Source organism: Cobetia sp. Ld8, from assembly GCF_045066615.1.
GTDB classification, from domain to species: Bacteria; Pseudomonadota; Gammaproteobacteria; order Pseudomonadales; family Halomonadaceae; genus Cobetia; species Cobetia amphilecti.
Window position 1 is genome coordinate 664,122 of sequence record NZ_JBISHF010000007.1, and the last position, 26,059, is coordinate 690,180.

Sequence of the window (26,059 nt, forward strand, 5' to 3'; positions counted from 1 at the left end):
CAACGGTGTCTGATCGATGCCAGCTGCCGGCCGCCACCGTCAGGAGCCCCGACATGTCCCAAGACCAGACCACGCCAGTCGATTCCTTCAGCCCCAAGGGGTCCCACGCACCGGCGTTATCGGCGTCGCTGTCCGGCAGTCAGCTGGACCGGCCGCCGGGCGGTGGCTGGCCGTCGATCAAGGCGGTCGAGAAGTTCATCTGGCAAGAGCATCTGCCCATCGAGGGCCATCGCAGCCTGATGAAGATGAACAAGCCCGATGGTTTCTACTGCCCGAGTTGTGCCTGGCCGAATGGCGACAAGCCCAAGGGCGCCAACTTCTGCGAAAACGGCGCCAAGGCGCTGGCGTGGGAGGCGACACGCGAACGTGTCAGTGATGAGCTGTTCGCCAACAACACGCTCAGCGAGCTGCGCGAGTGGTCGGATCACCATCTGGAGAAGGAAGGGCGCTTGACGCGGCCCCTGCGCTACAACGCCCAGACGGACCGCTACGAGGTCACCAGCTGGGAAGCGGCCTACGCCGAGATCGGCCAGCGCCTCAAGCGCTATGAGGACCCGAACCAGGTCGAGTTCTATACCTCGGGGCGTACCTCCAACGAGGCGGCGTTCCTGTTTTCCCTGTTCGGGCGCATGTACGGCACCAACAACTTCCCGGACTGCTCGAACATGTGCCACGAGACCACCTCGCGGGCGCTTCCGGAATCCATCGGCATCGGCAAGGCGACGGTCAATCTCGAGGACTTCAAGCAGGCCGATGCCATCTTCATCTTCGGCCAGAACAGCGGTACCAACAGTCCGCGCATGATGGGTGATCTCCACGAGGCGCGTGGCCGCGGGGCCGAGGTGGTCAGCTTCAACCCGCTGCGCGAGCGGGCACTGGTCAGCTTTGCCGATCCGCAGTCGCCCAAGGACATGCTGAGCGGCAAGGGTGTCGAGATCAGCAGTCAGTATCATCAGCTGCGCATCGGCGGGGACCTCGCCGCCGTGCAGGCGATGTGCAAGTACGTGATCGAGGCCGACGATGCGCTGCGCGAGCGCAATCCGCATGCGGTGGGCTATCTGGATCATGACTTCATCGCCCAGCACACCCACGGCTTTGATGCCTTCGCCGAGCATTGCCGCAAGCTCGAGTGGCAGGACCTGGTCGCCATGTCCGGCCTGTCACGCGAATCGCTGGAACAGGCGGGGCAGACCTATCTGGAGGCCGAGCGCGTGATCTGCTGCTGGGGTATGGGCATCACCCAGCATGCGCGCGGCGGCGACACCATCCAGCAGATCATCAATCTGTTGCTGCTGCGCGGCAATATCGGCAAGCCCGGCGCGGGTGCCTGCCCGATACGCGGCCATTCCAATGTGCAGGGCGACCGCACCGTTGGCATCGAGAATCTGCCCAATGACGCGATGCTGGATGCCTTTGATCGGGTCTTCGATATCAAGTGCCCGCGCGAGAACGGCCATGATGTCGCTGAATGCTGCGAGGCGATTCTGCGCGATGAGGTACGCGCCTTCATCGGCATGGGCGGCAACTTCTTCCGCGCGATTCCCGATCAGAAGCGCGTGGTCGAGAAGGTGCACGAGATGGACATGACGGTGCATATCGCCACCAAGCTCAATCGCAGTCACCTGCATCCCGGCAAGCATGGCTGGGTGCTGCCCACGATTGGCCATAGCGAGCGCGACCTGCAGGCCGGCGCCGATGGCAAGGGCGCGGAACAGGTCTCCAGCGCCGAGGATGGCATGTGCAACGTGGCACCGTCGCGCGGTGTGATGGCACCGGCGGACCCAAGCCTGCACTCCGAGATCGCCATCACCTGTCAGCTGGCCAAGGCGACGTTGCCGCCGCATCCGACCCTGGATTGGGATTGGCTGCAGGCGGATTACGCGCGGATTCGTGATCGTATCGAAGAGGTCTTCCCGCAGATCTTCCCCGACTACAACGCGCGCCTGGCTCAGGGCGGCTTCCATATTCGCATCGCCCCGCGCGAGCGCATCTGGCATACCGACTCGGGACGTGCCAACTTCCTGTTCCCCGAGGGGCTGGGCACGGATGAGGAGGGCCTGAACAAGGTCACCCATGAGACCCTGAACATGGATAGCACCTTCCTGCTCATCACCATGCGCGGTCACGACCAGTTCAATACCACTGTCTATTCAAATGACGACCGCTATCGCGACGTCTATGGCACGCGGATGGTGGTGATGATCAGCCCGCAGGATCTCGAGACGCTGGGTCTGAGCGAGGGTCAGCGCGTGACGCTGGAAACGGTCAGCGAAGACGGCGTCGAGCGCAGCATGGCGGGCTTCAAGCTCAAGGAATACGACATCCCGACCGGCTGTCTGGCAGCGTACTACCCGGAAACCAATGATCTGATTCCGCTGGATCACCGCGATGCGCGCAGCAACACGCCCGCCTCGAAATCGGTGCCGGTCAGGTTGCGCCTGATGGACAGCGAAGAGGTCAATGCCAGCGAAGGGGTGCTGGCGAGTAGCTGAAGGGCTTCAGCATGAACCGCTAAACAAGAAAAGGCTGAAAAATTTGCATCCTGTACTCGGCGTCAGGTTTTGATGTCAGTGAAGGAGGGCGAGAGCCACGCCACGCGCTGCACTGAAAGAGTGCGCCGCGTGGCGTTCTGGTGTCTGGCGGTCAAGATGATGCCAACGTCGGCGTACCTGAGGGGTACGTAGGTGCTGCGCTGGACTTGTCGCAAAATCATTTCTGGAGGCGGTCTTGCGCCCAACCGCGCCTGTAGCCAGGCCGGATCCTGACGCCTGTGTCAGCTTCATGGCACAGGCGGCGAGCTGGCGTCTTGCACGGCTCGAGGATGGGTGGCGTGAATCTTGCGTGGTGGTAGGGTAGCGACCGCCACTCTGACCGCCCCCCCCCCTGCCCGCCACCTTGCCCGCAGGGGGGGGGCGGTGGCCGGCGTTCAGGCAGGCTGACACCACCACAAGACTCGACGACTCACGACCGAGCTCCAGGAAGGCACTCATGGCAGAACACTCCTCACCTCATTCCGCAGACCATGCATCGATGGCAGGCGAATCCGGCAACGATTATCCCTTGAGCGAAGTGCCTGCCTCGGCACGACGGGGACTGCTCTCCACCTCGATGGTGCTGCTCGGTTTCACCTTCTTTACCGCCACCATGTGGGCGGGCGGGTCATTGGGTGCCGCGTTCGCGCTCAATGAACTGCTGTGGATCATCGTGATCGGCAATCTGCTGCTCGGCGGTTACGCTGCCGCCCTGGCCTATATCGCCTGCAAGAGCGGTCTGAATTCGGTGCTGATGGGCCGGCTGTGCTTTGGCGAGAAGGGCAGCCGCCTGTCTGACTTCGTGCTCGGGTTCACCCAGATCGGCTGGTACGCCTGGGGCACCGCGACCATCGCCATCGTGCTGGTCAAGACACTCGGCTTGCCGGAGTGGCTGACCACGCCGCTGATGGTCATCTTCGGTTTCGCCTTCTGTCTGACGGCGATGATCGGGTATCGCGGGTTGGACATGCTCTCGCGCATCGCCGTGCCGGCCATGTTGCTGTTCATCCTGTTCAGTCTCTACACCGGCATGGTCGATGTCGGCGGTGTCGCAGGCCTTGCGGCACTGACGCCGACGGATTCCATGAGCTGGACGGCCGCCATCACCGCGGTGATCGGCACCTTCATCAGTGGCGGCACCCAGGCGACCAACTGGAGCCGCTTCGCGCGTTCACCGAAGATCGCCGTCATTGCCACCCTGGCGGCCTTCTTCGTCGGCAATGGCCTGATGGTGCTCACCGGCGCGCTCGGCGCGATGATCTACCAGCAGGCCGATATCGTCGACGTGATGATCGCCCAGGGGCTGGTCAGCCTCGCCGTCCTGATGCTGTTCCTCAATATCTGGACTACCCAGGACAACACCATCTACAACTTCGCGATCGCCGGCTGCAACCTGCTGCGCACTCCGCATCGTCAGCGTGTCACTCTGGGCGGTGCGGCCATCGGCACTGTGCTGGCGGTACTCGGTATGTATGAGTGGCTGATTCCGTTCCTGATTCTGCTCGGCACCTTCATTCCGCCGATCGGCGGCGTGATCATGGCCAACTTCTGGCTCGGTCACAAAGGGCAGTATCCGCGCCTCGCCGAGATGCCCAAGGTCGATTACCACTGGCCGGGCCTCGCCGCCTACGCCATCGCCTGCCTGTGCGCCTGGAGCTCACCCTTCATGCCGCCCGTCGTGGGTGTCGTGGTCGCCTTCGTCGTCTACGGCGGGCTGATCAAACTTGCCAAGGTCGAACTCTCCAACAAGGCGGCGGCGTGAGTGACTGAGCGTCTGATGTGAAGAGCAGTGGAATATGAAACGCCCAACGAGTCCTGGGCTCGTTGGGCGTTTTTCATGCGAAAGAAACGTCAGGGTAGAGCCGCTTCAGGGCAGAGTCACTTGATGCACAACATAGTTGTGCATAGAATGAGGGGAAAAGGTGCTGCCATGGCGGTGGAATTCAGGGATGTATGGCTCGAGAGCTTCTATGAGCATGATGTTGGCCACCGCAAGATACCTGCGGCGCTCTCCAGTTCGCTCTATCGCAAGTTGCAGATTCTCGATGCCGCAAGTCAGGAGTCTGATCTGAGGATTCCACCGGGCAATCGGTTCGAGCATCTGCAGGGCAATCTCGCAGGTTATTGCTCGATTCGTGTCAACAAGCAGTATCGACTCATCTTTCGATGGGAGGCAGGGATTGCCCATCAAACATATCTAGACCCGCATGCTTACAAGGGCTAGAGGAGGTAGCAGTGATGAGAAACACCCAGCGGCGCCCACTGACGGTAGGAGAGATGTTGACGGCAGAGTTTCTGGAGCCGATGAACATCGACATTCGCACCCTGGCCGAGGCGATGGGAGTGCACAGAAATACTCTGAGCCGTATCGTGCATGACAAGGGCACCTTGACGGCCCCGATGGCCATCAAGCTGGCGGCTGCGTTAGGCAATACGCCGGAGTTCTGGCTCAACATCCAGCATGCCGTGGAGCTTTGGGATGTGCGTCATCGTGCCTACGCGCAGGATGCCAAGGGCGTACGCCGGATAACGCCGCGCGTTGAGGCCGCCGAGCTTGCCTCGCATTGACGTTGCGCGCTCTCCACGGCAAGTGATTGAGATGGCGTGAGCCCGTGAGTTCATGCCCAGCAATGCAAAGCCCCAGCCTGAAACTCAGGCTGGGGCTTTGTGCTTTTCGCATTCGGTAACACCTCGTCGTGCCGCTCGCGTTGATCAGGCGGTTGCTGGCTTCACCTGAATCACCAGGCAGACGGCGATCAGCGCCATGCCCAGCCAGCCGAGTGGTGCGATATGTTCCCCGACGATGGTCACGGCGAGCAGGGCGGCGACCAGTGGTTCGAACAGGGTGAGAAGGGTGGCCTTGCTGGCGGCGACGGTCTTCAGGCCGTAGCCGAAGGCGATATAGCCGAGGAACATCGGCACCAGCGCCATATAGAGCGCGACCGATGTGTTGCCGGGGGTGGCGAACAGGCGCGGGTCTGCAACCAGCATGCTGAGGCCCAGGCCTGCGATCAGCGTGATACCGGCGACGCCGAACAGGCTGCCCATGGCAGCGCGGGCGTGGGTGCCTTGGTCCATCATGCGCCGGGCGATCAGCGAATAGGCGGCGTAGGTCGTGCCGGCGATGATGCCCAGCACGATACCGGTCAGGCGTTGCCAGTCAGCGTCAGGCGCGCTCCCTGACCCTGTCGCCATCGGGTCGCCGCCGGCACTGACGGTGGCAATGTCTGCGCCATGAGTGGCCGTTTCGCCCATCGCCATCATCACCACACCCGCAATGCCCAGCGCGAGGCTGATATACCAGCTCAGCGTGAGTCGGTGATGGCCGAACAGGCGCTCCAGAATCGCCGCGGCCAGTGGCGCAGTGGCGATGGTGATCACCGTGCCGATGGCGACGCCGGCCAGATGCATCGAGGAGTAGAAGGCCAGCGGGTAGATGACGACACACCCGGCGCCGAGCAATACCCAGCGCTTCTGCGCCATCAAAAGGCCCAGGCAGCCCATGATATTGGGCCGTGCGATCACTGCCTGAAGCAGGCCGCCGACGCCCATGGCGAAGGCGCCGGTCGCCAACGGACTGACATCCTGATTGAAGTGGGCCGCCGTGCCGGTGGTGCCCCACAGCAGCGCGGCAAACAGAACGGCCAGGCTTCCCATGTCGGTCGACCTTGAAGAGGCCGCGATATCGGAGCGAGTGGTTGTCATGGTGATGTCCTTGCGTGTCTTGCCAATCCCTTGGCCGTTTTCAGTCGCAGCATGAGCGCTGGCGAAAGTGTGCTGAAACCACTTTCGGGCAGTTGAGTTGCCGCGGTAGCTGGCTGCCGCTCAGGGCGCACTGTGACTTGCCCTCAATTCCCTCATCGGCGTCAGGCGTCGTGACGCTGCCATGGTTCTGTTCCTAGCTCCGTTCCTTGCTTGGCATCGCGGTCATGCTCGGTATCGCTCCACGGATCACGCTCACCCCAGTAAGCAGTGTCGCCGTGTGTATCAGCTAGCGCGTCGCAGGCCTTGTCAGGTGTCGTCCAGGCCGCGAGGTCTGCCTGCGGGCTGGCCATTGGCGCCTGCGTTGCCTGTGGACGCAATTGCAGCATCAGGCAGGTCATGATCAGCACCATGCCGATGGCGCCCATCAGCGTGAACTGCTCGCCGACCACGATGACGGCCAGCAGGCCCGCCACCAGCGGCTCGAACATCGTCAGAACCGTCACCCGGCTGATGGGCACGCTGGCAAGGCCGCGTCCGAAGATGAGACTCGCCAGCAGCATCGGGATCAGCGCCATGTAGATGGCGACCGCCGAATTCACCGGCGTGGCGAACAGGCGTGGATCGAGGAACAGGCAGCTGATGGCCAGGCCGATCAACAGCAGGACGCCGGCACAGCCGAACATTGCCCCCATGGCCGCACGGCGATGAACGCCCAGCAGCATCATGCGTCTGGCAAGCAGCGAATAGGTGGCGTAGCTCGCGCCGGCCAGCACGCCCAGCCCGATACCGATGAGCTTGCGGCTCTCGCTGGCAACGCCGCTGGCAGTGGCGTGCGCCGCGGTATCTGCCAGGCGTGTCTCGCCCATGGCCATCAACCCCACGCCGGCCATGCCCAGCATCAGCGCCGCGTACCAGCGCGCACTGACGCGCTTGCGATCCAGCACATATTCCAGCACCGCTGCCGCCAACGGCGCCGTGGCGATGGTGATCACGGTGCCCATCGCCACGCCGGTGTATTCCATGGCCGAATAGAACGCCAGCGGGTAGACGATGATGAACAGCGCCGCCCACAGCACGAGATGCTTGTGGACCAGCAGGGCGGCTAGCTCCTCATGGAGGATTCGTCGCGACAGCACGGCCTGCAGAATGCCGCCAAAGCCCATGGCGAAGGCGCCGGTGGCCAACGGGCTGACATCCTGATTGAAGTGGGCGGCGGTGCCGGTCGTGCCCCATAGCAGGGCGGCCGTGAGGACGGAAAGATTGCCGATCTGGCGTTCCAGCGCTGGGCGGAAGGGCGTCCGGGAGAAGGAGTGCTGCATGGTGGATGGCTCGCAATGAAGTGTGTCTCGGTGTGCACGAGATTACGCCTCATCGCGAGAATATATTGTGCTGAAACTACGCTCTGATCTGCCAGGAGAAGCAAAACGTCATATACCGCTGGAGTGCGGTGATTGACTGCTGGGTTCGGGTGCTCAAGCGGTTGTTCAGATGATCGAGTCAGTCGGTCATTCAGTCATTCATTCGGGGGAGTGAGGCTCGAATACTGTCGCGTCATCTCGCGTGGCGACTGGCCGAAGTAGCAGGAAAAGCGCCGCGAGAAGGCGGAAAGGTTCTGATAGCCGACGGCCTCGGCGACCTGCTGGACGCTGAGATCGGTATGGATCAACTGCGCCCGCGCGCGCTCCATGCGTCTGGCGGTCAGGTACTGCTTGACGCTGACGCCCAGATTGTCGCGGAACACCTTGTGGAACTGGGTCGGGCTCAGGTGGGCGAGCCGGGCCAGGGATGCCACATCGTGGGGCTGGGCCAGCTGCGCGTTCATGACGTCGAGCACTCTGAGCAGACGACGATCGACGCGCTGATCACAGGTCTGCTTCTCCAGCAGACCGAGAAACAGCGCGATGGAGAGCTGATCGATGTGCTTGTCGACCTCGCCCTGCAGCTGCGCTTCGAGAAACAGCAGGTAGTTCATCAGCAGGGTGCTGATCGAGAACACCACGCGTTGCGACGCCGCGAGATTGTCGGGCAGGTAGTCCAGATCGGCGACGATGAAACGCGCGGCGTCCTTGGCATGAAACAGGTGCGCCTCCCCGGGGCGAATGATGACGCACTCGCCGGTGACCACGGTGCCGTGATGGCTGCCGACCTGGATATCGAGATGGCCGCGGATCGGCAGCACCAGCTGGTGGTGGTCGTGGTCATGACTCGTCGCCTGTGGGGTATAGGCGCGCAGCGAGAGTGTCGTCATGGTGCGGTGGCCATCATCCGGCGATGCAAGGGCAGCAAGCAGAGCAAGAGGAACACGCGGGCTATCAGCGGCTCAACTCGATGCTGCGGGTCTGGCCGCGGCCTATCTGCACCTGACTGAGAATCAGCGGGCTGCGTGTGCCGTCCGGCAACTGGATGACACCGGCGACATAGAAGGTGCCGGATGGCAGGCCAGTGGCATTGAAGTAGCCATTGCTGTCAGTGCGCACGATGTGGGTGTAGGCCTGGGCACGCGGGTCGGCGCGAGACGCCGTCTTGCCCGCCAGGGCCAGTTCCGCGGCTTCGGCGGAGTAGGTGGTGACCGGCGCGATCGAGATGCCCGCCCGGTTGGCGTAGATCGTCTGGCCCTGCCACTCATAGGACATGCGACCCTTGATCACCGAGGTGCCGGTCTTGTCGAGCTTGGCGTACTCCGCCTCCGGGAAGGCGACGGTGCGCTGGACGCGTTGCTCGCCCTGTTCGGTCTGCGAGGAGGAGCCGAAGTCCGGCAGCGAAATGCTGTCGGCCATGCGCGAGGCGCTTTCACACCCGGCAAGAACGGCGGTGCACATGAGCAGAGCGAGCGGAGTACGCAAGTGACGAAGCATGGCGAGTCTTCCCTGAAGTCGAGTGATGGGCGGCGCGGGCGTCGGCTCGTGAGCGAGCCAGTCTGGCCACAGCTGCTGCCTTTGCCCCACATCCTACTGCGCCGAGCACAGTCAGGGAACTGTCGACGAGCGGGAGACAGGCGCGGGTGACTCTTCCGTCAGGCATCGGCATCCGTGGGCATCCGCTGGTAACTCTCGCGGTTTCGACCGACCCTTGTCAGTAGGCCAGCAGCAAGCGTTTGCCCGTGAGCGCGCTGGGTTGCGAAGCATGCCCCTGGAGTTGCTTAAACAGGAACTCCTTGTTCATTATACGTTTGTCTATAAGGTGATGGCGCTTGTTACCATGCGCTCATCAAACCCTGTGCAAGGGCTGCGCAAGAGCTGTTCAAAACCGCTCGAGGTCTGCTTGTGTGCTGTTTGAGTGCTATTCGGGTGCAGCTCACAGGAGGCAATACCGCCTTGTGCGCTGGCGTCGGGTGAACCATTCATTGTCCGGGAGGGCCGCATGTCGACATCCCAGAGCGCTACTGATCCTTCACGTCGCCAGCTGTTGAAGCTGGGGCTCGGTGGGGCAGGCATTGCCGTGTTCGGCGGCCTGTCCCTTCAGGCCCTGGCCGAGACAGTCGCTGACGAGCAACAGACGCAGGATGACAGTTCCTTCGCGACGTTCATGATCCTGTCGCGCTGGCTGCTGAGCGACAAGACCCTGGATGAGCGGCTGGGCCAGCGCTACTTCGAGGCGCTGGCGAGAATTCCGGCCGAGGGAGTGCCCGGTGTCGGCAGCTTGCCGGCCCTCAAGACCCGCTTGCTGGCCCTGGGCGAGTCGCGAGAGTACGTGAAAAAGGAAGACCTGAGTGACGGTGAGATGGCGCTGGTGCGCCGTCTGCTGCAGGCCTGGATGCTGGGCACGGTCGGCAGGTCGATCAGTGATCCTGCCGCCGAGGTCATCGCCTTCGAGCGCGCTGGCATGTATGCCGGGCCGCGCGATGTGCAGGTGGTGCGTACCTATTGCCCCAATCGTCCGGGGTTCTGGGCAGAGGCGCCCAAGGCCTGAGTGGTCACGCTTTCTCCCCAGGCTTGCGCGTTGCGGATGGTCGGGCCTTGAGTCCGTGCTTGGTCATCAGCTCCTGACATCGCCTGCGTGCCAGACCTTCCAGGGGCGTCCTGACCGCTCCTGTTGCTGTTCCCATTTTCCCGAGGAGAATCCTGCATGGCCGAGGAATCCCGTGCGTATGATGCCGATGTGATCGTGGTCGGTTCCGGTGTCGCCGGTGCCCTGATCGCACATCGCCTGGCCGAGGCCGGCAAGTCGGTCATCATGCTGGAAGCCGGCCCGCGCATGCAGCGCTGGCAGATCGTCGAGCGCTTCCGCAACCAGGCCAACAAGATGGACTTCATGGGGCCCTATCCTGCCAGCAAGGCGGCGCCCCATCCGATGCTCTACGGCGAGAATGCCGACTATCTGGTGCAGAAAGGCGAGCAGGCCTACGACGCCCAGTACATTCGCGCCGTCGGCGGCACTACCTGGCACTGGGCGGCATCTTCCTGGCGTTTCCTGCCCAGCGATTTCGTGCTCAAGAGCGAGTATGGCGTCGGGCGCGACTGGCCGATCGGCTATGACGACCTGGAAGACTATTACTTCCGTGCCGAGGTCGCGCTGGGTGTCTGGGGGCCGAATGATGTCGATCTCGGCAGCCCGCGCAGCGCCGAGTATCCGATGGCACCGCTGCCGCTGTCGTGGAACGAGCGGCGGGTCAGCGAGCGCATCAATCCCCACGGCTTCGACATGGTCACCGAGCCGGTGGCGCGCAACAGCCGCCCCTATGATGAGCGCCCGACCTGCTGCGGCAACAACAACTGCATGCCCATCTGCCCGATCGGCGCGATGTATTCCGGCATCATCCATGTCGAGAAGGCCGAACGTGCCGGCGCCAGGTTGATCGACAATGCCATCGTGCATCATCTGGAAAGTGACGCCAGCGGCAAGATTCGCGAGGTGCGCTATCTGGATCCCGACGGCAAGCAGCATCGCCTGAGTGCGGCGCGGGTGGTGCTGGCGGCCAATGGTATCGAGACACCCAAGCTGATGCAGATGTCGGTCAACGCCCATACCCCCGATGGGGTGGGTAACCAGAACGACATGGTCGGCCGGCATCTTATGGACCATCCCGGCACCGGGGTGAGCTTTCTGGCCGATGAGCCGCTGTGGGCCGGGCGTGGCCCTCAGGAGATGACCTCGATCATCACCTGGCGCGACGGCGACTTCCGCAAGGACTTCGCGTCCAAGAAGCTGCACCTGTCCAACATTGCCCGCACGCAGCAGATGACCACGGAGGTGCTGTCGGAAACACCGCTCAGGCTCGGCGCGGATCTGCAGGCGCAGATCGATAACCGCGCCAGCCGCTATGTGCAGTTCGACAGCTTCCACGAGCTGTTGCCAGAGGCCGCCAATCGCATCACGCCGTCAAAAAAACGTGACGCTCTCGGCCTGCCGCGCCCGGAATTCCGTTATGCTATCGATGATTACGTCAAGCGCAGCGCCGCGCATACCCGTGAACAATATGCGCGTATCGCTCAGCTGATGGGAGGCACCGACATCGCGTTCCGTGATGAGTTCTCCAACAACCAGCATATCTGCGGTACGACCCTGATGGGAGACAACCCCAAAGACTCCGTGGTGGATCGCGATTGCCGGGTGCATGGCCATGACAACCTGTTTGTCGCCAGCTCCGGCAGCATGCCCACCGTCGGGTCGGTCAATTGCACCCTGACCATCGCGGCGTTGTCTCTGCGTATTGCCGATCTGCTCGAACAGGAAATATAAGCATGGTCCCGCACGTCCGTACTGCTGGCACCCGTGATGCCATTGATGAGAAAGGTCGCGGTGCCCGCCCGATCCTTCGCCCCGCACGCCTGACCCGTGCCGTCCGCCTGGCCGCCATTGCGGGCACCAGCGCCTTGTTGCTCAGCGCCTGTGGTAGCGGCGAGGACGAGCACGCCAGCCAGGTGGAAGCCGACAAGGCCGCCACCAATGACCCCGCGCTGATCGAGAAGGGTCTGTACATGGCGCGCGCCAGCGATTGCGCGGCCTGTCACAGCACCGAGGACGGCGATGAATACGCCGGTGGCCTCGGCTTCGAGACCCCGGTGGGCGAGATCTACGCCACCAACATCACTCCGGACACCGAGCACGGCATCGGCAACTACACCCTCGAGGAGTACACCCGTGTGCTGCGCGAGGGCGAGGCTGCCGATGGCCACAACCTCTATCCGGCGATGCCGTTCCCGTCCTACGCACGTCTGACGGATGAGGACATCAAGGCGCTCTACGCCTGGAACATGCATGAGGTGACGCCGAGCAGCACGCCCAACCGCGAAAGCGAGATTCCGTTCCCGCTCAACATGCGCTGGCCGATGGCACTGTGGGAAGAGATCTTCTCGCCGCTGGAGCCGTGGCAGGACCACGACGACAAGAGTGCCGACTGGAACCGCGGTGCCTATCTCGTCCAGGGGCCGGGCCACTGTGGCAGCTGCCACACCGAGCGTGGCTTCGCCTTCCAGGAAACGGCACTGACCGGTGATGAAGAAGGCTATCTCGGTGGGGCGATGATCGAAGGCTGGCGTGCCTTCAACCTCACGCCGGACATTCAGGATGGTCTGGGCAGCTGGAGCGAGCAGGATATCCAGACCTATCTGGCGACCGGCAACCTCAAGGGCAAGGCGCAGGCTGGCGGCCCGATGGCGGATGTGGTCGAGCACTCCATGCGTCACATGAGTGAAGATGACCTGCGCGCCATCGCGGTCTATCTGAAGTCGATTCCGGCGGTGGATGGCAAGGGCGAGCAGGGCGAGGCGGTCAATGATGGCGATCGCGAGGCCGAAAGCGAGCCGCAGGTCGCCACGCGCTTCAATCAGGGTGCGCCGGCCGATGACGTGCTGTTGCTGCGCGGTCAGCCGCTGGACAAGCGCCCCGATGATGAAGACCTGATCGGTCAGCTGACCGACGCCACGCCGGGCGTGCGTCTGTATCTGGGCCACTGCGCCATGTGTCACGGCGCGGATGGCGCCGGCACCCAGGATGGCTACTATCCGTCGCTGTTCCACAACAGCGTGACCGGCAGTGTCTATCCGGACAATCTGGCCCAGGCGATCCTCAATGGCGTGCAGCGTGAGAACAATGGCCACAGTGTCTTCATGCCGGCCTTCGATGACAGCCTGACCGATGATGAGCTGATCAACCTGATGGACTATCTCGAGAATCGCTTCGGGGAAGGTCATCAGTCCGAGACGCTGGCATCACCCGATACACGTCGTCAGCAGCTGAGCGACAAGCTCGAGGACTGGCGCAAGCACTGAGTCCGGTGCAGGCCTGAGTCCGGTGCAGGCGCTGAGGTCTGTGCTGACAGGCCTGCGCAAGCGCTTGGTCGCCGAGTAAAAAGACAGCCCATGAAAGTGGGCTGTCTTTTCCGTGACCTGCGCCATGGCGGCGAGAGTGCGGTTGTCGTGTGCGTTCAGGCCGTCTCATTCCGTGTTCAGTTTCTCCGTGACTGGATCATCCGTGACTGGCGATGTCACACAGTTGGGGTAATATTGCCCCATGCAGGACCCCCGATTCACATTCATCCCGCTCGGGTTGCGCTCAAATGCAGCACAAACTGAAGAACTGCGGTAGAATGTGCGCCCAGACTTTAGCTCTTTATCAATTATTCGAGGCAACATAGCAGTATGACCGACGCTAATCTTGACGACCAGCTTGCATCCCTGTTTCAGGAGCAGGACACCAAGCAGGACCAGAACGCCCGCATCAAGGAGCTGGAGCGTCAGCTGCGTGAAGCCAGCAAAGAAGCCGACAAGCTCCGTAATGCCCGTGACAAGGCAAAGAAGGAAGTCGAAGACCTGCGCGCTCGCAACGAACGCCTGAGCGAGAAAGCCGCAGCCTCTGACAAGCACCGCAAGCAGGTCGAACACGAGTTCAACCAGAAGCTGGTGCAGTACAAGGCACGTCTGGCACGCGAACAGGCCATCGCCCAGTCTCGCATGATGCCGATGGGCGCAGCCGTCGAGGAAGCGACCGAAGAAGCCGATGCGGCCTCTCTGGAAGACCTCGGCCTCAACGCTGCTGCTATCCGTGCCCTGACTGACGCTGGCTACGACGACGTCGCCAAGGTTCGCAAGGCTCACGCCGATGGCGTGATCTCTGAAGTCAAGGGCATCGGCCCGAAGGCTCAGTCTCAGATCGCTGAAGCCCTCGACGCCTGATCGTTGCCGTTGATCCGAAAAAACCCGCCAATCGGCGGGTTTTTTTGTGTCTGTCATTCGCCCTGTGGCGGACGTGACTGTTGGGCCTGCGGCCGGGTCTACACCTGGGCCTACTGCCGGGCCTACTTCTGGGTCTACTGCTGTGGCTAATTCTGAATAGCAGGCCAGCTGACCGCTGACTGTTGCTCGCCCAGCCAGTCCTCGAGGGCGGTGCGCATGTCGGCGGTCGGGATCGAGCGTCCGTTCAGCGCATGCACCACCCTGGGCAGGCTCGGCGCCTCACCGGCATCCGCCGGCCAGGCCTGCTTGAGCGTGAAGGCAAGCTTCATCGGCTCCTCGCCGTGCAGGTTCTGCTGCATGCGGGCGTGTTCCACGGCCAGCGACTCGAGATCGGCCTCAAGGCTCGCATCCTCGAGATCGGCGCGGCTGACCAGCAGCATGCGCGGCAGGTCGAGCATGTCGGCGCGTGGCAGCCAGTCCTTGGACAGCGGATGCAGTGCCACCAGACGCGTCGCGTCATCGCCGTTGAGGAAGGCAGCGTGCATCTTGCGGCTGTTGATCAGTGCCTGGGGCGCATCGCCGACATATTCATCGCCTTCGAGCTCTTCCAGCGAGCGCGGGCTGACCAGCTGCATGCTGGAGCCGACCTTGACCTCGACCCACTGCTTCAAGGCCAGATGCGAGCGTGCATCGTCATCGCTCATTACCACTCGCACGGCACGCGTGGTGTCGTTGAGGAAGCGGATCAGCAGCTCCTGCGGCTCGAACAATTCGGTGTAGCGGATCAGCTCGTCACGCGCGACCAGGCTGACATCGTCGAGATCCGCGCCGTCCAGCACTCGCAGTGACATGCCGCCTTCGGCCAGAGCCTTGAGCATCTGCGGCGTCAGGTAGGCGGCGTCGAGGCTACCATCGCTCAGCCCTTGCTCCACGGCCTCGTGGCTTGAGAACTGCTTGAGCAACAGCGGGCTGCTCAGTTGCTCATCGAGGGTGCCCTCGGCTTCAAGCATCACGGCGGGACTGACGCTGACGCCACCATCGGCGGGCATGCCGATTTCCAGCGCGCTGGCGTGCTGGGCAAGGGTCAGGCTGGCAGTGGTGAGCGACAGGGTGGCGAACATGCGTGCCAGACGCGGGCGAGATATCGGTAGTGATATCGAAGGACAGAACAGTGCAGGGGGAAGCAGGGACATCTGGCACTCCGGCAACGGTAACAGGGTGATGGCGTACGGCAGCGATGACAGCACTCGCGCGTGGGCGCCAATGGTAGCCGTTTGGCCTGTGGGTGTCAGGCGCGGCGCGGCGTCATGTCTCACCTCGCCGCCAGGCATGCCATCCTGCAGGGTGATTGAGAGGAGGATCGTGAGGATGACCGTGAGGAAGACCGTGGAGATGAGCGTATGGATAGCCGCTGGCATGAAAAAGCCCCGTCTCCGAAGGGAGGCGGGGCTTTTGACGACTGTCAGTGCATGTGGCTCAGCACATGCGGCAGCTCACGGCTGTGAGCGTGCCACCGGTGCTTCACCGGTCGCGGCATCCGGCGCAGGCGTGGCCACCACACCATCGCGGCGCGCGAAGTGGTCGACCCACAGCGCGATCACGCCATCGCCGGTGACGTTGGTGGCGGTGCCGAAGCTGTCCTGAGCCAGGTACAGCGCGATCATCAGGCCAAGTTCCGCCTCGCCAAAGCCGAGCATGCTGCCCAGCACCCCCAGCGCCGCCATCACCGCGCCACCCGGTGCTCCGGGCGCGGCGATCATGGTCAGGCCCAGCATGATCAGAAACGGAATCACTTCGCCGAGGCTTGCGAGTGCCAGGTTGTGGCTCATCATCATCACGGCGGTGGCGCAGGTGACGATGGTGATGGTGGAACCGGAAAGGTGGATGGTGGCGCACAGCGGCACGCTGAAGTTGGCCACTTCATCGCTGACGCCGTTGGCCTTGGTCTGACGCAGGCTGACCGGAATGGTTGCCGCCGACGACATGGTGCCCAGCGCCGTCAGGTAGGCCGGCAGCATGTTGCGCAGGAGGCCCAGCGGAGAACGACGCTGGATCAGGCCGGTGATCAGGTAGGCCGTGCTCAGCCAGATCCAGTGCATCACGATCGCCAGCACCAGCACCTTCCAGAAGGTATCCAGAGTCGACAGCGCCTTGCCCTCGTAGGCCATCTCGGCAAAGGTGCCGGCGATGAACAGGGGCAGCAGCGGGATGATGACGCGATTGAGGAACACCTCGACCACTTCACGCGATTCGAAGACGGCGCTTTTCAGGGTTGGCAGTTCGCGGCGGCTGATGACCACGCCGAACACGAAGGCCAGCACCAGGGCCGTCATCACCGGCAGTGCAGCGGGGATTTCGAGATCGAGAAAGGGAGTCAGGGCATCGCGGCCTTCAGCGACCGGCGCCATGCCGGACAGCATGCCGGGCAGCAGGTTGCTGGCCACCAGGAAGGCGAAGATGCCGGCCAGAATCGTCGACCCGTAGGCCATGCCGACGGTGCGACCCAGCATGGCGCCGGAATTCTTCGGCAGCGACGCGATGCCGCTCATGACGTAGAACAGGATGATCAACGGGATGGTGAAGTTGATCAGCTGGCCGATGATGACCTTGGCGGTCAGCGCGGCACGTACGAGGGCATCCGGGGCCATCAGGCCGATCAGCAGGCCGGCAATGATGCCGAGGATAAGTTTGACGATGAGCTTCATGTGGATCTCGAGGGTTTGACGGGTTCTTGCCCCGATAACGGGTCGTGAATCGCGTACCACCTCGGCGACGCACCGAAATGGCGCGCAGAGTTTACCTGAATTGCGCCACCATTTCAGGCGCCTGGCCAGCTGCCGTGGCATGGGGTGTGAATGCCCATGACTCGACGTGCTGACCAGGCGCCATATCAGGCTCTCAGCCGTTCATCGCTTCGCTTTCATCACTTTCGCGCTTTCTCTCTTTCGCACCTCGCTTGCCCACCCAGCGCTTCGCTTGCGCTCTCGTCTCACTGTGTTGATCTCACTGTGTTGAAGAGGCCGAGCGGCGCTGCTTCACACCATGATGAACCAGTGCCACCGCTGCCAGTGCCAGCCCGAACAGCGACATGCCCTGCCAGCCATACACGCTCATCATCTTGACGCCGATGGCGGAACCGGCTGCCGCGCCGAGGTAGTAGCACAGCATGTAGACGGCGTTCATGCGGCTCTGGGCCTTGGGGTCGATCGAGAACACGCGCACCTGGTTGGGAATCTGGGCCGCGAAGACGCCCAGGTCCAGCAGGATGATGCCGACGATCAGCCCGGCCAGGCTGTCACCCCACGCGGCGAGCACCGCGAAGGACGCCAGCACCATCACCAGGGCGAAGCTGATCAGGCGCCCCGCGCCGACACGATTGACCAGTCGGCCCGCCGCCTTGGCACCGAAGATGCCCGCCAGCCCGATGATGCCGAACAGCCCCGCCTGCTGGACGCTGTAGTCAAACGGCGCATCGGTGACGTGAATGGCCAGTGTCGCCCACATGGCATTGAAGGCCGCGAACCACAGTGCGCCGGTCAGCGCGGATTCGCGCAGCAGGGCATGTTGTTTGAACAGCGTGCCCATCGAGGCGATCAGTCTGGGGTAGGCCATCTGCACGGCGGGCGCGCGGCTGGGCAGATGACGATGCAGCAGCACACCGATGATGACGGTGATGATGGCCGCGACCAGGAAGACGCTGCGCCAGCCCCAGTATCCGCCGATGCTGCCGCTCAGGGTGCGTGACAGCAGTATGCCGATGGTCAGTCCCATCATCAGGGTGGCGATGTTCTTGCCGCGAGCCTCGGGGGTGGACAGCGAGGCGGTCAGCGGAATCAGCTGCTGGGTGATGTTGGCGCCCAGCCCGGCCACGAAGCTTGCCAGCAACAGCGGCCAGAAGCTGGGGGCGAGGAAGATGCCCAGTGAGGCCAGTGCCAGGGTGATGGACAGATTGCGGATCAGCTGGCGCCTGTCCATGGTGTCGCCCAGCGGCGAGATCAGCAGGATGGCGGCGGCATAACCGAATTGGGTCGCGGAGGGAATCAGGCCGATCATGCCTTGGCTCACGCCCAGTGAGCGGGCCATCTCCGCCAGCAGCGGCTGGTTGTAGTACAGATTGGCGGCGGTCGCGGCGACCGCGATCGCCATCAGCAGCAACAACCCGCGGCCAATGGCGGGCGTGCTGTCGGTCTCTGGTGTCGATGTCGGCGTATCAGTGCCTGCCTGGACAGTATCTGATCGGGCAGTGTCCGATGGGGAAGTGCTTGAAGGGGAAGTGCTTGAAGAAGTGCCTGTCACCTGGGTGTCCTCATGTTCGTGCTGCCAAGCGTGGCAGCGGTGATTCACGAGGGGCAGAGTAGGCAGTGTTCACCTATAAGAGAAATGTTGTTGTTTGATATGTTTGATGCTCATCCGGTATAGATCTGTGATCTAGCCTGAAGGCGCTCAAACGTGGCCCAGAAGGCACTGGCCTGGCCGCGCGACACTGTCGCGTTCCACCAGCCTCGGGGCCAGTTGGGTCTGGCCCGGGAAGGGAGTGCCTTCCAGACGCGCGATCAGCTGATCGACGGCCGTGGTACCCAGCGCATAGATCGGCTGGCGGATGGTGGTCAGGGCGGGTGAGAGGTAGGCACTGATCTCGATATCGTCGTAGCCGATGATCGAGAGTTGCTGAGGTACCTCAAGGCCCAGGTCCTGGGCGGCGCGCAGACAGCCCAGCGCCAGCAGGTCATTGAAGGCGAAGATGGCATCCGGTCTGTCGGCCGGATTGGCCAGCAGCAGGTGGGCCGCGCGATGACCGTCGGCCAGCATCAACTGGGTCGCGATCTGCCAGTCCTCGGCAAGTCCCAGGCCGGCGGCGTGCAGGGCGTCCAGTGCTCCGCTCAGGCGCTCGCGGGAACGGGCATGATCACGAGGCCCGGTCAGCAGAGCGATGCGCTCGATCCCCTGCGCCAGCAGGTGCTCGATGGCAAGCCTGCCCCCCAGGCGTGAATCATCATTGACCACCGTCATGTCCCAGCCCGGCTGGGGCTCGGCGTCCATCATCACCGTCGGCAGTGGCAGGGCGCTGAGCGCCTCGAGAAAGCCGGCACCGTTCTCGGCGGTCATCACCACCAGGCCATCGATGCGCCGATCCCGCAGCGTCTCGAGATAGCTGAGCTGCTTGGCGTCGATATCGTCGCTGTTGCACAGGATCAGGCTGTAGCCTGCCTGGTAGCAGCGGTCCTCGACGCCGCGGATCACCTCGGCGAAGAAGGGGTTGTGCGCACTGGTGACGATCATCCCCAGGGTGCGGCTGCGGTTGGATTTCAGCGCGCGGGCGACGCTGTCGGGCCGATAGCCGAGTGCGGCGATCGATTCGCGTACCCGCGCCTCGGTCGCGCTGGCCACCGGGCGGGTGGCATTCACGACATGCGACACCGTGGTCACCGAAACTCCAGCGTGTGCCGCCACATCCTTGAGTCGAATCACTTTTCTATCCCTGGTGGTGAGCCTGATGGTGAAAGTCGAGCGGGCGTCACTGCCCCTGCGAGGCGAGCAAGACACGCCATTGATGAAAAGACGCAAAAAGACGAAAAAACGCCGGCCAGTGGCCGGCGTCCTGTCCCGCGATGCAGGCGGCGTGAGCCGTGCGAGCGCTTATTCGGTGATCAGCTTGAGCGGCACGGAGATGGTCTTCTCGACGTCCTCGTCCTTGAGCAGCTTGTCGGCGGTATCGACGCCGAGACTGCCGATCAGCGCCGGTTGCTGGGCGACGGTGGCGTCCATCTTGCCGGCCTGTACGGCCTTGATGCCTTCATCGGTGCCATCGAAGCCGACCAGCAGGATGTCCTTGCCGGCGGCCTGCAGCGCACGCTGGGCGCCCAGCGCCATTTCATCGTTCTGGGCAAAGACGGCATTCACGCCCGGATGCGCCTGCAGCAGGTTCTCCATCACGTTCAGGCCCTGGGTGCGGTTGAAGTTGGCCGGCTGAGTGGCCACCAGGCTGAGGCCTGACTGGCCGTCGATGGCCTTCATGAAGCCTTCACCGCGATCACGCGTGGCCGAGGCGCCGGCGACGCCTTCCAGCTGCACGATCTCACCCTTGCCTGCGAGTTTTTCGGCGATGAAATTGCCCGCCAGTTCGCCACCGGCGACGTTGTCGGAGGCGACGTGCGCCGCGACGCGACCGCCATTGGCGCTGCGATCCAGTGTCACCACCGGCACATCTCGGCCATTGGCGGTGCGCACGCTGGAGACTACGGCATCGGAATCGGTCGGGTTGATCAGCAGCAGATCGACACCGCGGGACAGGGCGTCCTCGACGTTGGACAGCTCCCGCGCGGCGTCATCGCCGGAATCCAGCACGATCAGCTCGTGGCCCAGTTCCTCGGCCTTGTCCTTGGCACCCTGCTGGAGGCTGACGAAGAACGGGTTGTTCAGCGTCGAGACCACCAGCGCGATCTTGTCGGCCATGGCGGATTGCACCGGCATCAAGCTCAGGCCTGCGGCAGTGATGGCGGTTGTCAGCGTGGAGGTGAGCATCTTTTTCATGGCGATGGTCCTTTCGTTGTTGTCGGCGACCCGCTGGAGGGCCCCCGTGGTTGGCGCACGGGGGCGAGGGTCTTCGATGCTGCCGGGAATGAAACCGTGTCGTGTGTTACTTACTTGCTCTTCTATTTCTGCGTTACTTGCGCTTCTATTTCTGCGCGCGGCTGTCGATCAGTACCGCAAGCAGTATGACGGCGCCCTTGGCGATCATCTGGTAGTAGCTGGAGACGCCCATGATGTTCAGCGCATTGTTGAGCACGCCGATCACCAGTGCCCCGATCAAGGTGCCGAAGATGCGCCCACGGCCACCCATCAGGCTGGTGCCGCCGATGACGACTGCCGCGATGGCGTCCAGCTCGTAACCGGTGCCGGCATTCGGCTGTGCCGAGCCCAGACGCGCGGCGAGGATGGCGCCCGCCAGTGCCGCGAAGGCACCCGCGATGGCATAGACACTGATCTTGATGCGATTGACGTTGATGCCGGACAGGCGCGCGACCTTCTCACCACCGCCGACCGCATAGACGTGGCGCCCGAAGCGGGTGTGATGCAGTACGCCCCAGCACAGCACGTAGACGAAGAACATCATGTAGATCGGGATCGGCACGCCGAGCCAGTAACCGCCGCCCAGATTCCAGAAGCTGTCGGCGGCTTCGCTGACGCCGATGGAAACCGGACGGCCATCGGTGTAGACGAGCGTGGCACCGCGCAGCACCGTCATCGCCACCAGCGTGACGATGAAGGCCTGGATGCGACCGAAGGCGACGAACAGACCGGAAATGGCACCCAGGCCGGCACCGGCGATGATGGTGCCCGGCACGCTCAGCCAGGGGGAGAGGCCGGCGGCGGTCATCGAGGCCGCGAAGGCGCCGGTCAGCGCCAGTACCGCGCCGACGGACAGATCGATACCCGCGGTGAGAATGACGAAGGTCACGCCCATGGCGATGATGGCATTGATGCTGGTCTGGCGAAGCACGTTGAGCAGGTTGTCAGACGACAGGAAGTTGTCGGACAGGCCGGCACTCACGGCGATCAGCAGAGCCAGCGCGATCAGCGCCTTGTTGTCGACCAGCAGGCGCATGACGTCGAGGCGGCGGCCGCTGGCGGCAGAGGAAGAAGGAGTAGACATCAGTTCGGCATCTCGTGGCGGGAAGCGGAGGAATCGGGGGTAGAAGACGGGCGGACGGTATCGCGTGATGCAGCGCTGGACGTTGACGTGCCATTCGCGGCGTCGTTGCCACTGCTGAGGGGGCTCTCGAGGCCCGAGGCCGCGGTCATGATCGCTTCCTGGGTCGCGTTCTCACGGCTGAATTCGCCGGAGATGCGCCCATCGGCGACCACCAGAATGCGATCGGCCAGGCCTAGCAGTTCAGGCATTTCGGAGGAGATCAGCAGCACGCACTTGCCCTGGCGCTTGAGCTCGTTGATCAGCAGGTAGATCTCGCGCTTGGCGCCGACATCCACGCCACGGGTCGGTTCATCGAGAATCACCAGCTCCGGCGCCGGCATCAGTGCCTTGGCCAGCGACACCTTCTGCTGGTTGCCGCCAGACAGCGTATCGACCGGCTGGTCGGTATTGCTGACCTTGATCTGCATGCTCTTGACGAAGCTTTCGACGGCGGCGGCTTCCTCGCCATGGCGAATGCGCCCGAACGCGCCACAGAAGCTCGGCAGGGCGCTCAACGACATGTTGCTGGCCACCGAGTGGGCGAGAATCAGGCCCGCCTGCTTGCGGTCTTCCGGCACATAGACCAGACCCGCGGCCAATGCCTCGGCCGGCGAGGAAAATCTCACCGGCTGACCATGCAGCTGCACGCTGCCGGCGCTGATGCGGGTATCGCCGCACAGGGCGCGGGCCAGTTCGGTGCGCCCGGCGCCCATCAGGCCGCCAAAGCCGAGCACTTCTCCGCGGCGTGCCGAGAAGCTGATGCCCTTGACGCCCGGCGCCTCGAGGTCCTTCACCTCAAGCATCACTTCGCCATCAGGGCTGGCGGGCGTGTAAGGGTAGCGCTCTGCCAGCTCACGACCGACCATCAAGCGAATCAGGCCGTCCTCATCCAGCTCCGCCGTCGGCCCCTGGTGGATCATCTGGCCATCGCGCAGCACGGCGACTTCATCGCACATGCTGAAGATCTCGTTCAGGCGGTGGGTGATCAGGACCAGCGAGCGGCCTTCGGCGCGCAGCTCCGCGACGACCTCGGCGAGAATCTCGGTCTCGATGTCTGTCAGCGCGTCGGTGGGCTCATCCATGATGATGATCTCGGCGTCCAGCGACAGCGCACGCGCGATCTCGACCATCTGCTGCTGACCGATGCTCAGCTCGCTGACGGCGGTGCGGGAATCCAGCGATTGGCGCAGGCGGTCGAGCAGCTGGCGGGCATCGCGGTGCAGACGCTTCCAGTCGACGGTGCCCAGCGCGGTGCGTGGCTCACGGCCGAGGAAGATGTTCTCGCCGGCGGACAGACCCGGCACCAGATTGAGTTCCTGGTGGATGATGGCGATGCGGCTGTCCATCGCCTGACGCGGGGTGGTGAAGACCACTTCCTCATCACGCAGCCACAGCGTGCCGGCGTCATAGCGATAGACGCCGGAGAGAATCTTCATCAGCGTCGACTTGCCGGCGCCATTCTCACCGGCCAGCGCATGCACGCGCCCCGCGCGCAGCGTCAGGTCGACACCCTTGAGCACGCTGACCCCGGAGAAGCCCTTGTCGATGCCCTTGAGTGCCATCAGCACCCGCGGTTGTGCATGGCTCTGCATCAGAAGGGCACTCCACAGTGCAGGATCACGTTGGCGTACGGCGTGCACTCGCCCGTGCGCACGATGACGCTCGCTTCGGGCAGCGCCGCCTTGAAGGCTTCATGACTGAGCTGCTGGCGGGCGATCGGTGCGAGGGACAGGCGGTCCAGCGTGTCCAGGCGTTCGACGATGGCGTCATGGAAGGAGGGACTCTTGACCGGCAGCTCCTCGGCCAGGGTCGTGGCCTCGATGCACAGCTCGGCCAGCAGGGCGTCCAGCACCGGCAGCATGGCGGGCAGGCCGGGAACCACCGCGAGATCGACACAGGGCACGCCCTCGGGAATCGGCAGGCCGGCGTCGGCGATCACCACGGTGTGGGTATGGCCGAGACGGGCGAGGTGGCCACTGAGAGGTCCGTTCAAGATGCCGTGTCGTTTCACGTCGCAGTCCTTGGGTAAAGCAGGAATGAGTCGATCCAGTGTCTGAATCCGCTGGTTCACAATGGCGCCAATTATGAACCGCAAACGTTTGCGGTGCGGTAAGCGATACGTCGTAGGCGCTGTAGGGTGACTACCTTTCTGTAGTCTGAGGTCTAGTGAGGGGTGTGCTCGGGAGGTGATCAAAACAGAAGGCGATCGAAAAGAAGGTGATCGAAAGAAGAGGGTGATCAAGAAGGTGATCGAAAACAGAAGATGCTTGCACAAGACAACGTCTGCACAAGAAAGCCCTCAAGTTCACGAACCCTGTGCCGATAGCCACCACACTCAGACAGACAAATACGCCCGGTATGCGTGCTTTTTCGCCTGATGGCGACTCAGCGGGCATGTGAAAATACCTTCACCCTATCGAGAGGTGCATATGGCGACGATTTCATCGCTGGGGATTGGCTCTGGGCTCGACCTCAACAGTCTGCTGACGGATCTGGAGACGGCAGAGCGTCAGAAGCTCACGCCGATCGAGACCCAGCAGGCAAGTTACGGGGCCGAGTTGTCGGCCTGGGGCACGATTCAAAGTCGTCTGGAATCCCTGGATACCGCCGCCGCGGCGCTGGCCGATGCCGAGACCTATGCTGGCATGACGACCACCGCCAGTGGCTCGGGCGTCAGTGCCACGGCAACCTCGGAAGTGAGTGCGGGCAGTTATTCGGTGGCCGTCACCCAGCTGGCGCAGGCGCAGAGTCTGGCGACGACGGGCCAGGCGAGTCGTGATGAGGCCATCGGTGATGGCACTGCGACCACGCTGACGCTGTCATTGGGCACGCTGGCCAGTGATGGCAGCTATGCGGCGGACGCCGAGCGCAGCGCCAGCATCGTCATCGACGAGAGCAACAACACGCTGGAAGGCATTCGTGATGCCATCAATGAGGCGGGCCTCGGGGTCACGGCCTCGATCGTCAATGATGGCTCTGACACGCCGTATCGCCTGGTGATGACCTCGGACGAGACGGGCAACGAGGCGGTGATGAGCCTCTCGACCAGCGGTGAGGTGGCAGAGCTCGATAGCCTGCTCAGCCATGACCCGGCGAGCTATGACGCGACAAGCAATGATCCTTCAGCCAGTGGGATGGAGGAAGTCGTCGCGGCGCGCAATGCCGAGTTCAGCGTCAACGGCATCAGCATGCAAGCCACCTCCAATGTCATCGATGATGCCGTGGATGGCTTGACCCTGACGCTTAGCGAGACCAACACGACTGCGAGCGTGGTCACCGTCAAGGAGAACGCCGAGTCGGTAAGCAAGGCGATGGAGACCTTCGTCAATGCCTACAACGATCTTCAGGACACCATCGACAATTACACCGCCTTCAATGCCGATGAAGGGACGGCGGGGGAACTGCTGGGCGATTCGACGCTGCGCACCATCGAGAGTCGCCTGACCTCGGCGCTGAATTTCACCAGTGAGGGCGATTTCTATGCGCTCTCCTCGCTGGGAGTGAGCCGTACCAACGATGGCAAGCTCGAATTCGACAGTGCCGCGATCGAGGCTGCCGACAGTGAGCAGCTGGCGGCGATGTCGGGGTTCTTCATCTCCGATGATGAGGCGGGCACCAGCGGTTTCGCCAGCCAGATGTCCAGTCTGCTGGAAGAGGTGGTCGGAGAAGACGGTACGCTGGAAAGCACCACGGAAGGTATCGAGGGGTCGCTGGAGAGTCTCGCCAGTCAGTATGAGCAGACCGAAGACACCATCGAGGCCACCATCGAGCGTTATCGGGAGCAGTTCACGGAACTCGACATCCTGGTGGCCAACCTGACATCCACCAGTGACTACCTGACCAGTCAGCTGGAAACGCTGGAAAACAGCTGGGACATGACGGGCTGATCGGTGGCTGATGCCCCGAGACATTGGTCACTGGTCACTGACCCAGGCCCAGGCCATCCGCAATCCGCTTGCGTGATTCGATGCGTCCGGCGATGCCCGCAGTCGAGACGGCATGCCGACGACGGCTCC

The 26,059-nt window shown here is 63.1% G+C and carries 21 protein-coding genes; 9 read left to right on the top strand and 12 right to left on the bottom strand.

All coding sequences use genetic code 11. From position 1 onward, the window contains the following. Nucleotides 1-53 precede the first annotated feature (53 nt). From ACJJV2_RS07655 to ACJJV2_RS07670, 4 genes are all read left to right on the top strand, one after another. Nucleotides 54-2,492 carry an FdhF/YdeP family oxidoreductase gene (locus ACJJV2_RS07655; protein WP_405279644.1) on the top strand — a complete coding sequence of 813 codons (2,439 nt, stop codon included), beginning with the start codon at nucleotides 54-56 and terminating at the stop codon, nucleotides 2,490-2,492. 496 nt (nucleotides 2,493-2,988) lie between these two features. After that, nucleotides 2,989-4,293 carry a cytosine permease gene (codB, locus tag ACJJV2_RS07660; RefSeq protein ID WP_405279646.1) on the top strand — a complete coding sequence of 435 codons (1,305 nt, stop codon included), beginning with the start codon at nucleotides 2,989-2,991 and terminating at the stop codon, nucleotides 4,291-4,293. Nucleotides 4,294-4,461: 168 nt separating this feature from the next. Then, nucleotides 4,462-4,755 carry a type II toxin-antitoxin system RelE/ParE family toxin gene (locus ACJJV2_RS07665; protein WP_215822797.1) on the top strand — a complete coding sequence of 98 codons (294 nt, stop codon included), beginning with the start codon at nucleotides 4,462-4,464 and terminating at the stop codon, nucleotides 4,753-4,755. Nucleotides 4,756-4,769: 14 nt separating this feature from the next. Continuing rightward, nucleotides 4,770-5,099 (top strand): HigA family addiction module antitoxin, encoded by a 330-nt coding sequence (locus ACJJV2_RS07670; protein ID WP_404324733.1) that lies wholly within the window; start codon nucleotides 4,770-4,772, stop codon nucleotides 5,097-5,099. A 144-nt stretch (nucleotides 5,100-5,243) separates the two neighbouring features. Here ACJJV2_RS07670 and ACJJV2_RS07675 read toward each other — a convergent pair whose 3' ends face one another. The 4 genes from ACJJV2_RS07675 to ACJJV2_RS07690 form a co-directional block, all read right to left on the bottom strand. Beyond that, complete coding sequence (locus tag ACJJV2_RS07675; protein ID WP_405279651.1) at nucleotides 5,244-6,236, bottom strand: DMT family transporter; 993 nt, start codon at nucleotides 6,234-6,236, stop codon at nucleotides 5,244-5,246. Between the two features lie 161 nt (nucleotides 6,237-6,397). After that, the gene (locus ACJJV2_RS07680) at nucleotides 6,398-7,555 is read right to left on the bottom strand and encodes a DMT family transporter (RefSeq protein ID WP_405279654.1); all 1,158 of its coding nucleotides are present in this window, start codon (nucleotides 7,553-7,555) and stop codon (nucleotides 6,398-6,400) included. Nucleotides 7,556-7,749: 194 nt separating this feature from the next. Further along, the gene (locus ACJJV2_RS07685) at nucleotides 7,750-8,484 is read right to left on the bottom strand and encodes a helix-turn-helix domain-containing protein (RefSeq protein ID WP_405279657.1); all 735 of its coding nucleotides are present in this window, start codon (nucleotides 8,482-8,484) and stop codon (nucleotides 7,750-7,752) included. A gap of 64 nt (nucleotides 8,485-8,548) precedes the next feature. Continuing rightward, nucleotides 8,549-9,013 (bottom strand): carboxypeptidase regulatory-like domain-containing protein, encoded by a 465-nt coding sequence (locus tag ACJJV2_RS07690; RefSeq protein WP_405279660.1) that lies wholly within the window; start codon nucleotides 9,011-9,013, stop codon nucleotides 8,549-8,551. A 583-nt stretch (nucleotides 9,014-9,596) separates the two neighbouring features. Between ACJJV2_RS07690 and ACJJV2_RS07695 the strand changes: the two genes are divergently transcribed. The 4 genes from ACJJV2_RS07695 to ACJJV2_RS07710 all read left to right on the top strand — a co-directional run bounded on the left by ACJJV2_RS07695 (nucleotide 9,597) and on the right by ACJJV2_RS07710 (nucleotide 14,350). After that, nucleotides 9,597-10,145 carry a sugar dehydrogenase complex small subunit gene (locus tag ACJJV2_RS07695; RefSeq protein ID WP_405279663.1) on the top strand — a complete coding sequence of 183 codons (549 nt, stop codon included), beginning with the start codon at nucleotides 9,597-9,599 and terminating at the stop codon, nucleotides 10,143-10,145. Between the two features lie 156 nt (nucleotides 10,146-10,301). Next, nucleotides 10,302-11,915, top strand: coding sequence for a GMC family oxidoreductase (locus ACJJV2_RS07700; RefSeq protein ID WP_192838864.1), 1,614 nt, complete (start codon nucleotides 10,302-10,304; stop codon nucleotides 11,913-11,915). Nucleotides 11,916-11,917: 2 nt separating this feature from the next. Continuing rightward, the gene (locus tag ACJJV2_RS07705; protein WP_405279667.1) at nucleotides 11,918-13,447 is read left to right on the top strand and encodes a c-type cytochrome; all 1,530 of its coding nucleotides are present in this window, start codon (nucleotides 11,918-11,920) and stop codon (nucleotides 13,445-13,447) included. A 369-nt stretch (nucleotides 13,448-13,816) separates the two neighbouring features. Further along, a complete protein-coding gene (locus ACJJV2_RS07710) occupies nucleotides 13,817-14,350 on the top strand; it encodes a hypothetical protein (protein WP_054556587.1) in 534 nt (177 codons plus the stop codon). A 146-nt stretch (nucleotides 14,351-14,496) separates the two neighbouring features. Here ACJJV2_RS07710 and ACJJV2_RS07715 read toward each other — a convergent pair whose 3' ends face one another. The 8 genes from ACJJV2_RS07715 to rbsD all read right to left on the bottom strand — a co-directional run bounded on the left by ACJJV2_RS07715 (nucleotide 14,497) and on the right by rbsD (nucleotide 24,114). Next, nucleotides 14,497-15,543, bottom strand: a complete 1,047-nt coding sequence (locus tag ACJJV2_RS07715) for a hypothetical protein (protein WP_405279669.1) — start codon at nucleotides 15,541-15,543, stop codon at nucleotides 14,497-14,499. A 300-nt stretch (nucleotides 15,544-15,843) separates the two neighbouring features. Beyond that, nucleotides 15,844-17,055: a dicarboxylate/amino acid:cation symporter gene (locus ACJJV2_RS07720; RefSeq protein WP_347421161.1), complete on the bottom strand. Its 1,212-nt coding sequence runs from the start codon at nucleotides 17,053-17,055 to the stop codon at nucleotides 15,844-15,846. A 298-nt stretch (nucleotides 17,056-17,353) separates the two neighbouring features. Next, complete coding sequence (locus ACJJV2_RS07725; RefSeq protein ID WP_405279673.1) at nucleotides 17,354-18,646, bottom strand: MFS transporter; 1,293 nt, start codon at nucleotides 18,644-18,646, stop codon at nucleotides 17,354-17,356. Between the two features lie 147 nt (nucleotides 18,647-18,793). Then, complete coding sequence (locus ACJJV2_RS07730; RefSeq protein ID WP_405279675.1) at nucleotides 18,794-19,894, bottom strand: LacI family DNA-binding transcriptional regulator; 1,101 nt, start codon at nucleotides 19,892-19,894, stop codon at nucleotides 18,794-18,796. A 93-nt stretch (nucleotides 19,895-19,987) separates the two neighbouring features. Next, nucleotides 19,988-20,881, bottom strand: a complete 894-nt coding sequence (rbsB, locus tag ACJJV2_RS07735; protein ID WP_405279677.1) for a ribose ABC transporter substrate-binding protein RbsB — start codon at nucleotides 20,879-20,881, stop codon at nucleotides 19,988-19,990. Between the two features lie 145 nt (nucleotides 20,882-21,026). Further along, nucleotides 21,027-22,004, bottom strand: a complete 978-nt coding sequence (gene rbsC, locus ACJJV2_RS07740) for a ribose ABC transporter permease (protein WP_107334720.1) — start codon at nucleotides 22,002-22,004, stop codon at nucleotides 21,027-21,029. Beyond that, on the bottom strand, nucleotides 22,004-23,635 hold the full coding sequence (locus ACJJV2_RS07745) for a sugar ABC transporter ATP-binding protein (protein ID WP_405279680.1): 1,632 nt from the start codon (nucleotides 23,633-23,635) through the stop codon (nucleotides 22,004-22,006). The genes rbsC and ACJJV2_RS07745 overlap by 1 nt, the downstream gene beginning before the upstream one ends. Continuing rightward, complete coding sequence (rbsD, locus tag ACJJV2_RS07750; protein WP_341773663.1) at nucleotides 23,635-24,114, bottom strand: D-ribose pyranase; 480 nt, start codon at nucleotides 24,112-24,114, stop codon at nucleotides 23,635-23,637. The genes ACJJV2_RS07745 and rbsD overlap by 1 nt, the downstream gene beginning before the upstream one ends. Before the next feature lie 358 nt (nucleotides 24,115-24,472). Here rbsD and fliD point away from each other — a divergent pair, with 358 nt between their 5' ends. Further along, a complete protein-coding gene (gene fliD, locus ACJJV2_RS07755; protein ID WP_405279684.1) occupies nucleotides 24,473-25,930 on the top strand; it encodes a flagellar filament capping protein FliD in 1,458 nt (485 codons plus the stop codon). Nucleotides 25,931-26,059 lie beyond the last annotated feature (129 nt).

Bases quoted from the DNA above. Each gene is read 5' to 3' on its own strand.
- ACJJV2_RS07655 (WP_405279644.1), top strand. From the start codon at position 54: ATGTCCCAAGACCAGACCACGCCAGTCGATTCCTTCAGCCCCAAGGGG.
- codB (WP_405279646.1), top strand. From the start codon at position 2,989: ATGGCAGAACACTCCTCACCTCATTCCGCAGACCATGCATCGATGGCA.
- ACJJV2_RS07665 (WP_215822797.1), top strand. From the start codon at position 4,462: ATGGCGGTGGAATTCAGGGATGTATGGCTCGAGAGCTTCTATGAGCAT.
- ACJJV2_RS07670 (WP_404324733.1), top strand. From the start codon at position 4,770: ATGAGAAACACCCAGCGGCGCCCACTGACGGTAGGAGAGATGTTGACG.
- ACJJV2_RS07675 (WP_405279651.1), bottom strand. From the start codon at position 6,236: ATGACAACCACTCGCTCCGATATCGCGGCCTCTTCAAGGTCGACCGAC.
- ACJJV2_RS07680 (WP_405279654.1), bottom strand. From the start codon at position 7,555: ATGCAGCACTCCTTCTCCCGGACGCCCTTCCGCCCAGCGCTGGAACGC.
- ACJJV2_RS07685 (WP_405279657.1), bottom strand. From the start codon at position 8,484: ATGACGACACTCTCGCTGCGCGCCTATACCCCACAGGCGACGAGTCAT.
- ACJJV2_RS07690 (WP_405279660.1), bottom strand. From the start codon at position 9,013: ATGGCCGACAGCATTTCGCTGCCGGACTTCGGCTCCTCCTCGCAGACC.
- ACJJV2_RS07695 (WP_405279663.1), top strand. From the start codon at position 9,597: ATGTCGACATCCCAGAGCGCTACTGATCCTTCACGTCGCCAGCTGTTG.
- ACJJV2_RS07700 (WP_192838864.1), top strand. From the start codon at position 10,302: ATGGCCGAGGAATCCCGTGCGTATGATGCCGATGTGATCGTGGTCGGT.
- ACJJV2_RS07705 (WP_405279667.1), top strand. From the start codon at position 11,918: ATGGTCCCGCACGTCCGTACTGCTGGCACCCGTGATGCCATTGATGAG.
- ACJJV2_RS07710 (WP_054556587.1), top strand. From the start codon at position 13,817: ATGACCGACGCTAATCTTGACGACCAGCTTGCATCCCTGTTTCAGGAG.
- ACJJV2_RS07715 (WP_405279669.1), bottom strand. From the start codon at position 15,543: ATGTCCCTGCTTCCCCCTGCACTGTTCTGTCCTTCGATATCACTACCG.
- ACJJV2_RS07720 (WP_347421161.1), bottom strand. From the start codon at position 17,055: ATGAAGCTCATCGTCAAACTTATCCTCGGCATCATTGCCGGCCTGCTG.
- rbsB (WP_405279677.1), bottom strand. From the start codon at position 20,881: ATGAAAAAGATGCTCACCTCCACGCTGACAACCGCCATCACTGCCGCA.
- rbsC (WP_107334720.1), bottom strand. From the start codon at position 22,004: ATGTCTACTCCTTCTTCCTCTGCCGCCAGCGGCCGCCGCCTCGACGTC.
- ACJJV2_RS07745 (WP_405279680.1), bottom strand. From the start codon at position 23,635: ATGCAGAGCCATGCACAACCGCGGGTGCTGATGGCACTCAAGGGCATC.
- fliD (WP_405279684.1), top strand. From the start codon at position 24,473: ATGGCGACGATTTCATCGCTGGGGATTGGCTCTGGGCTCGACCTCAAC.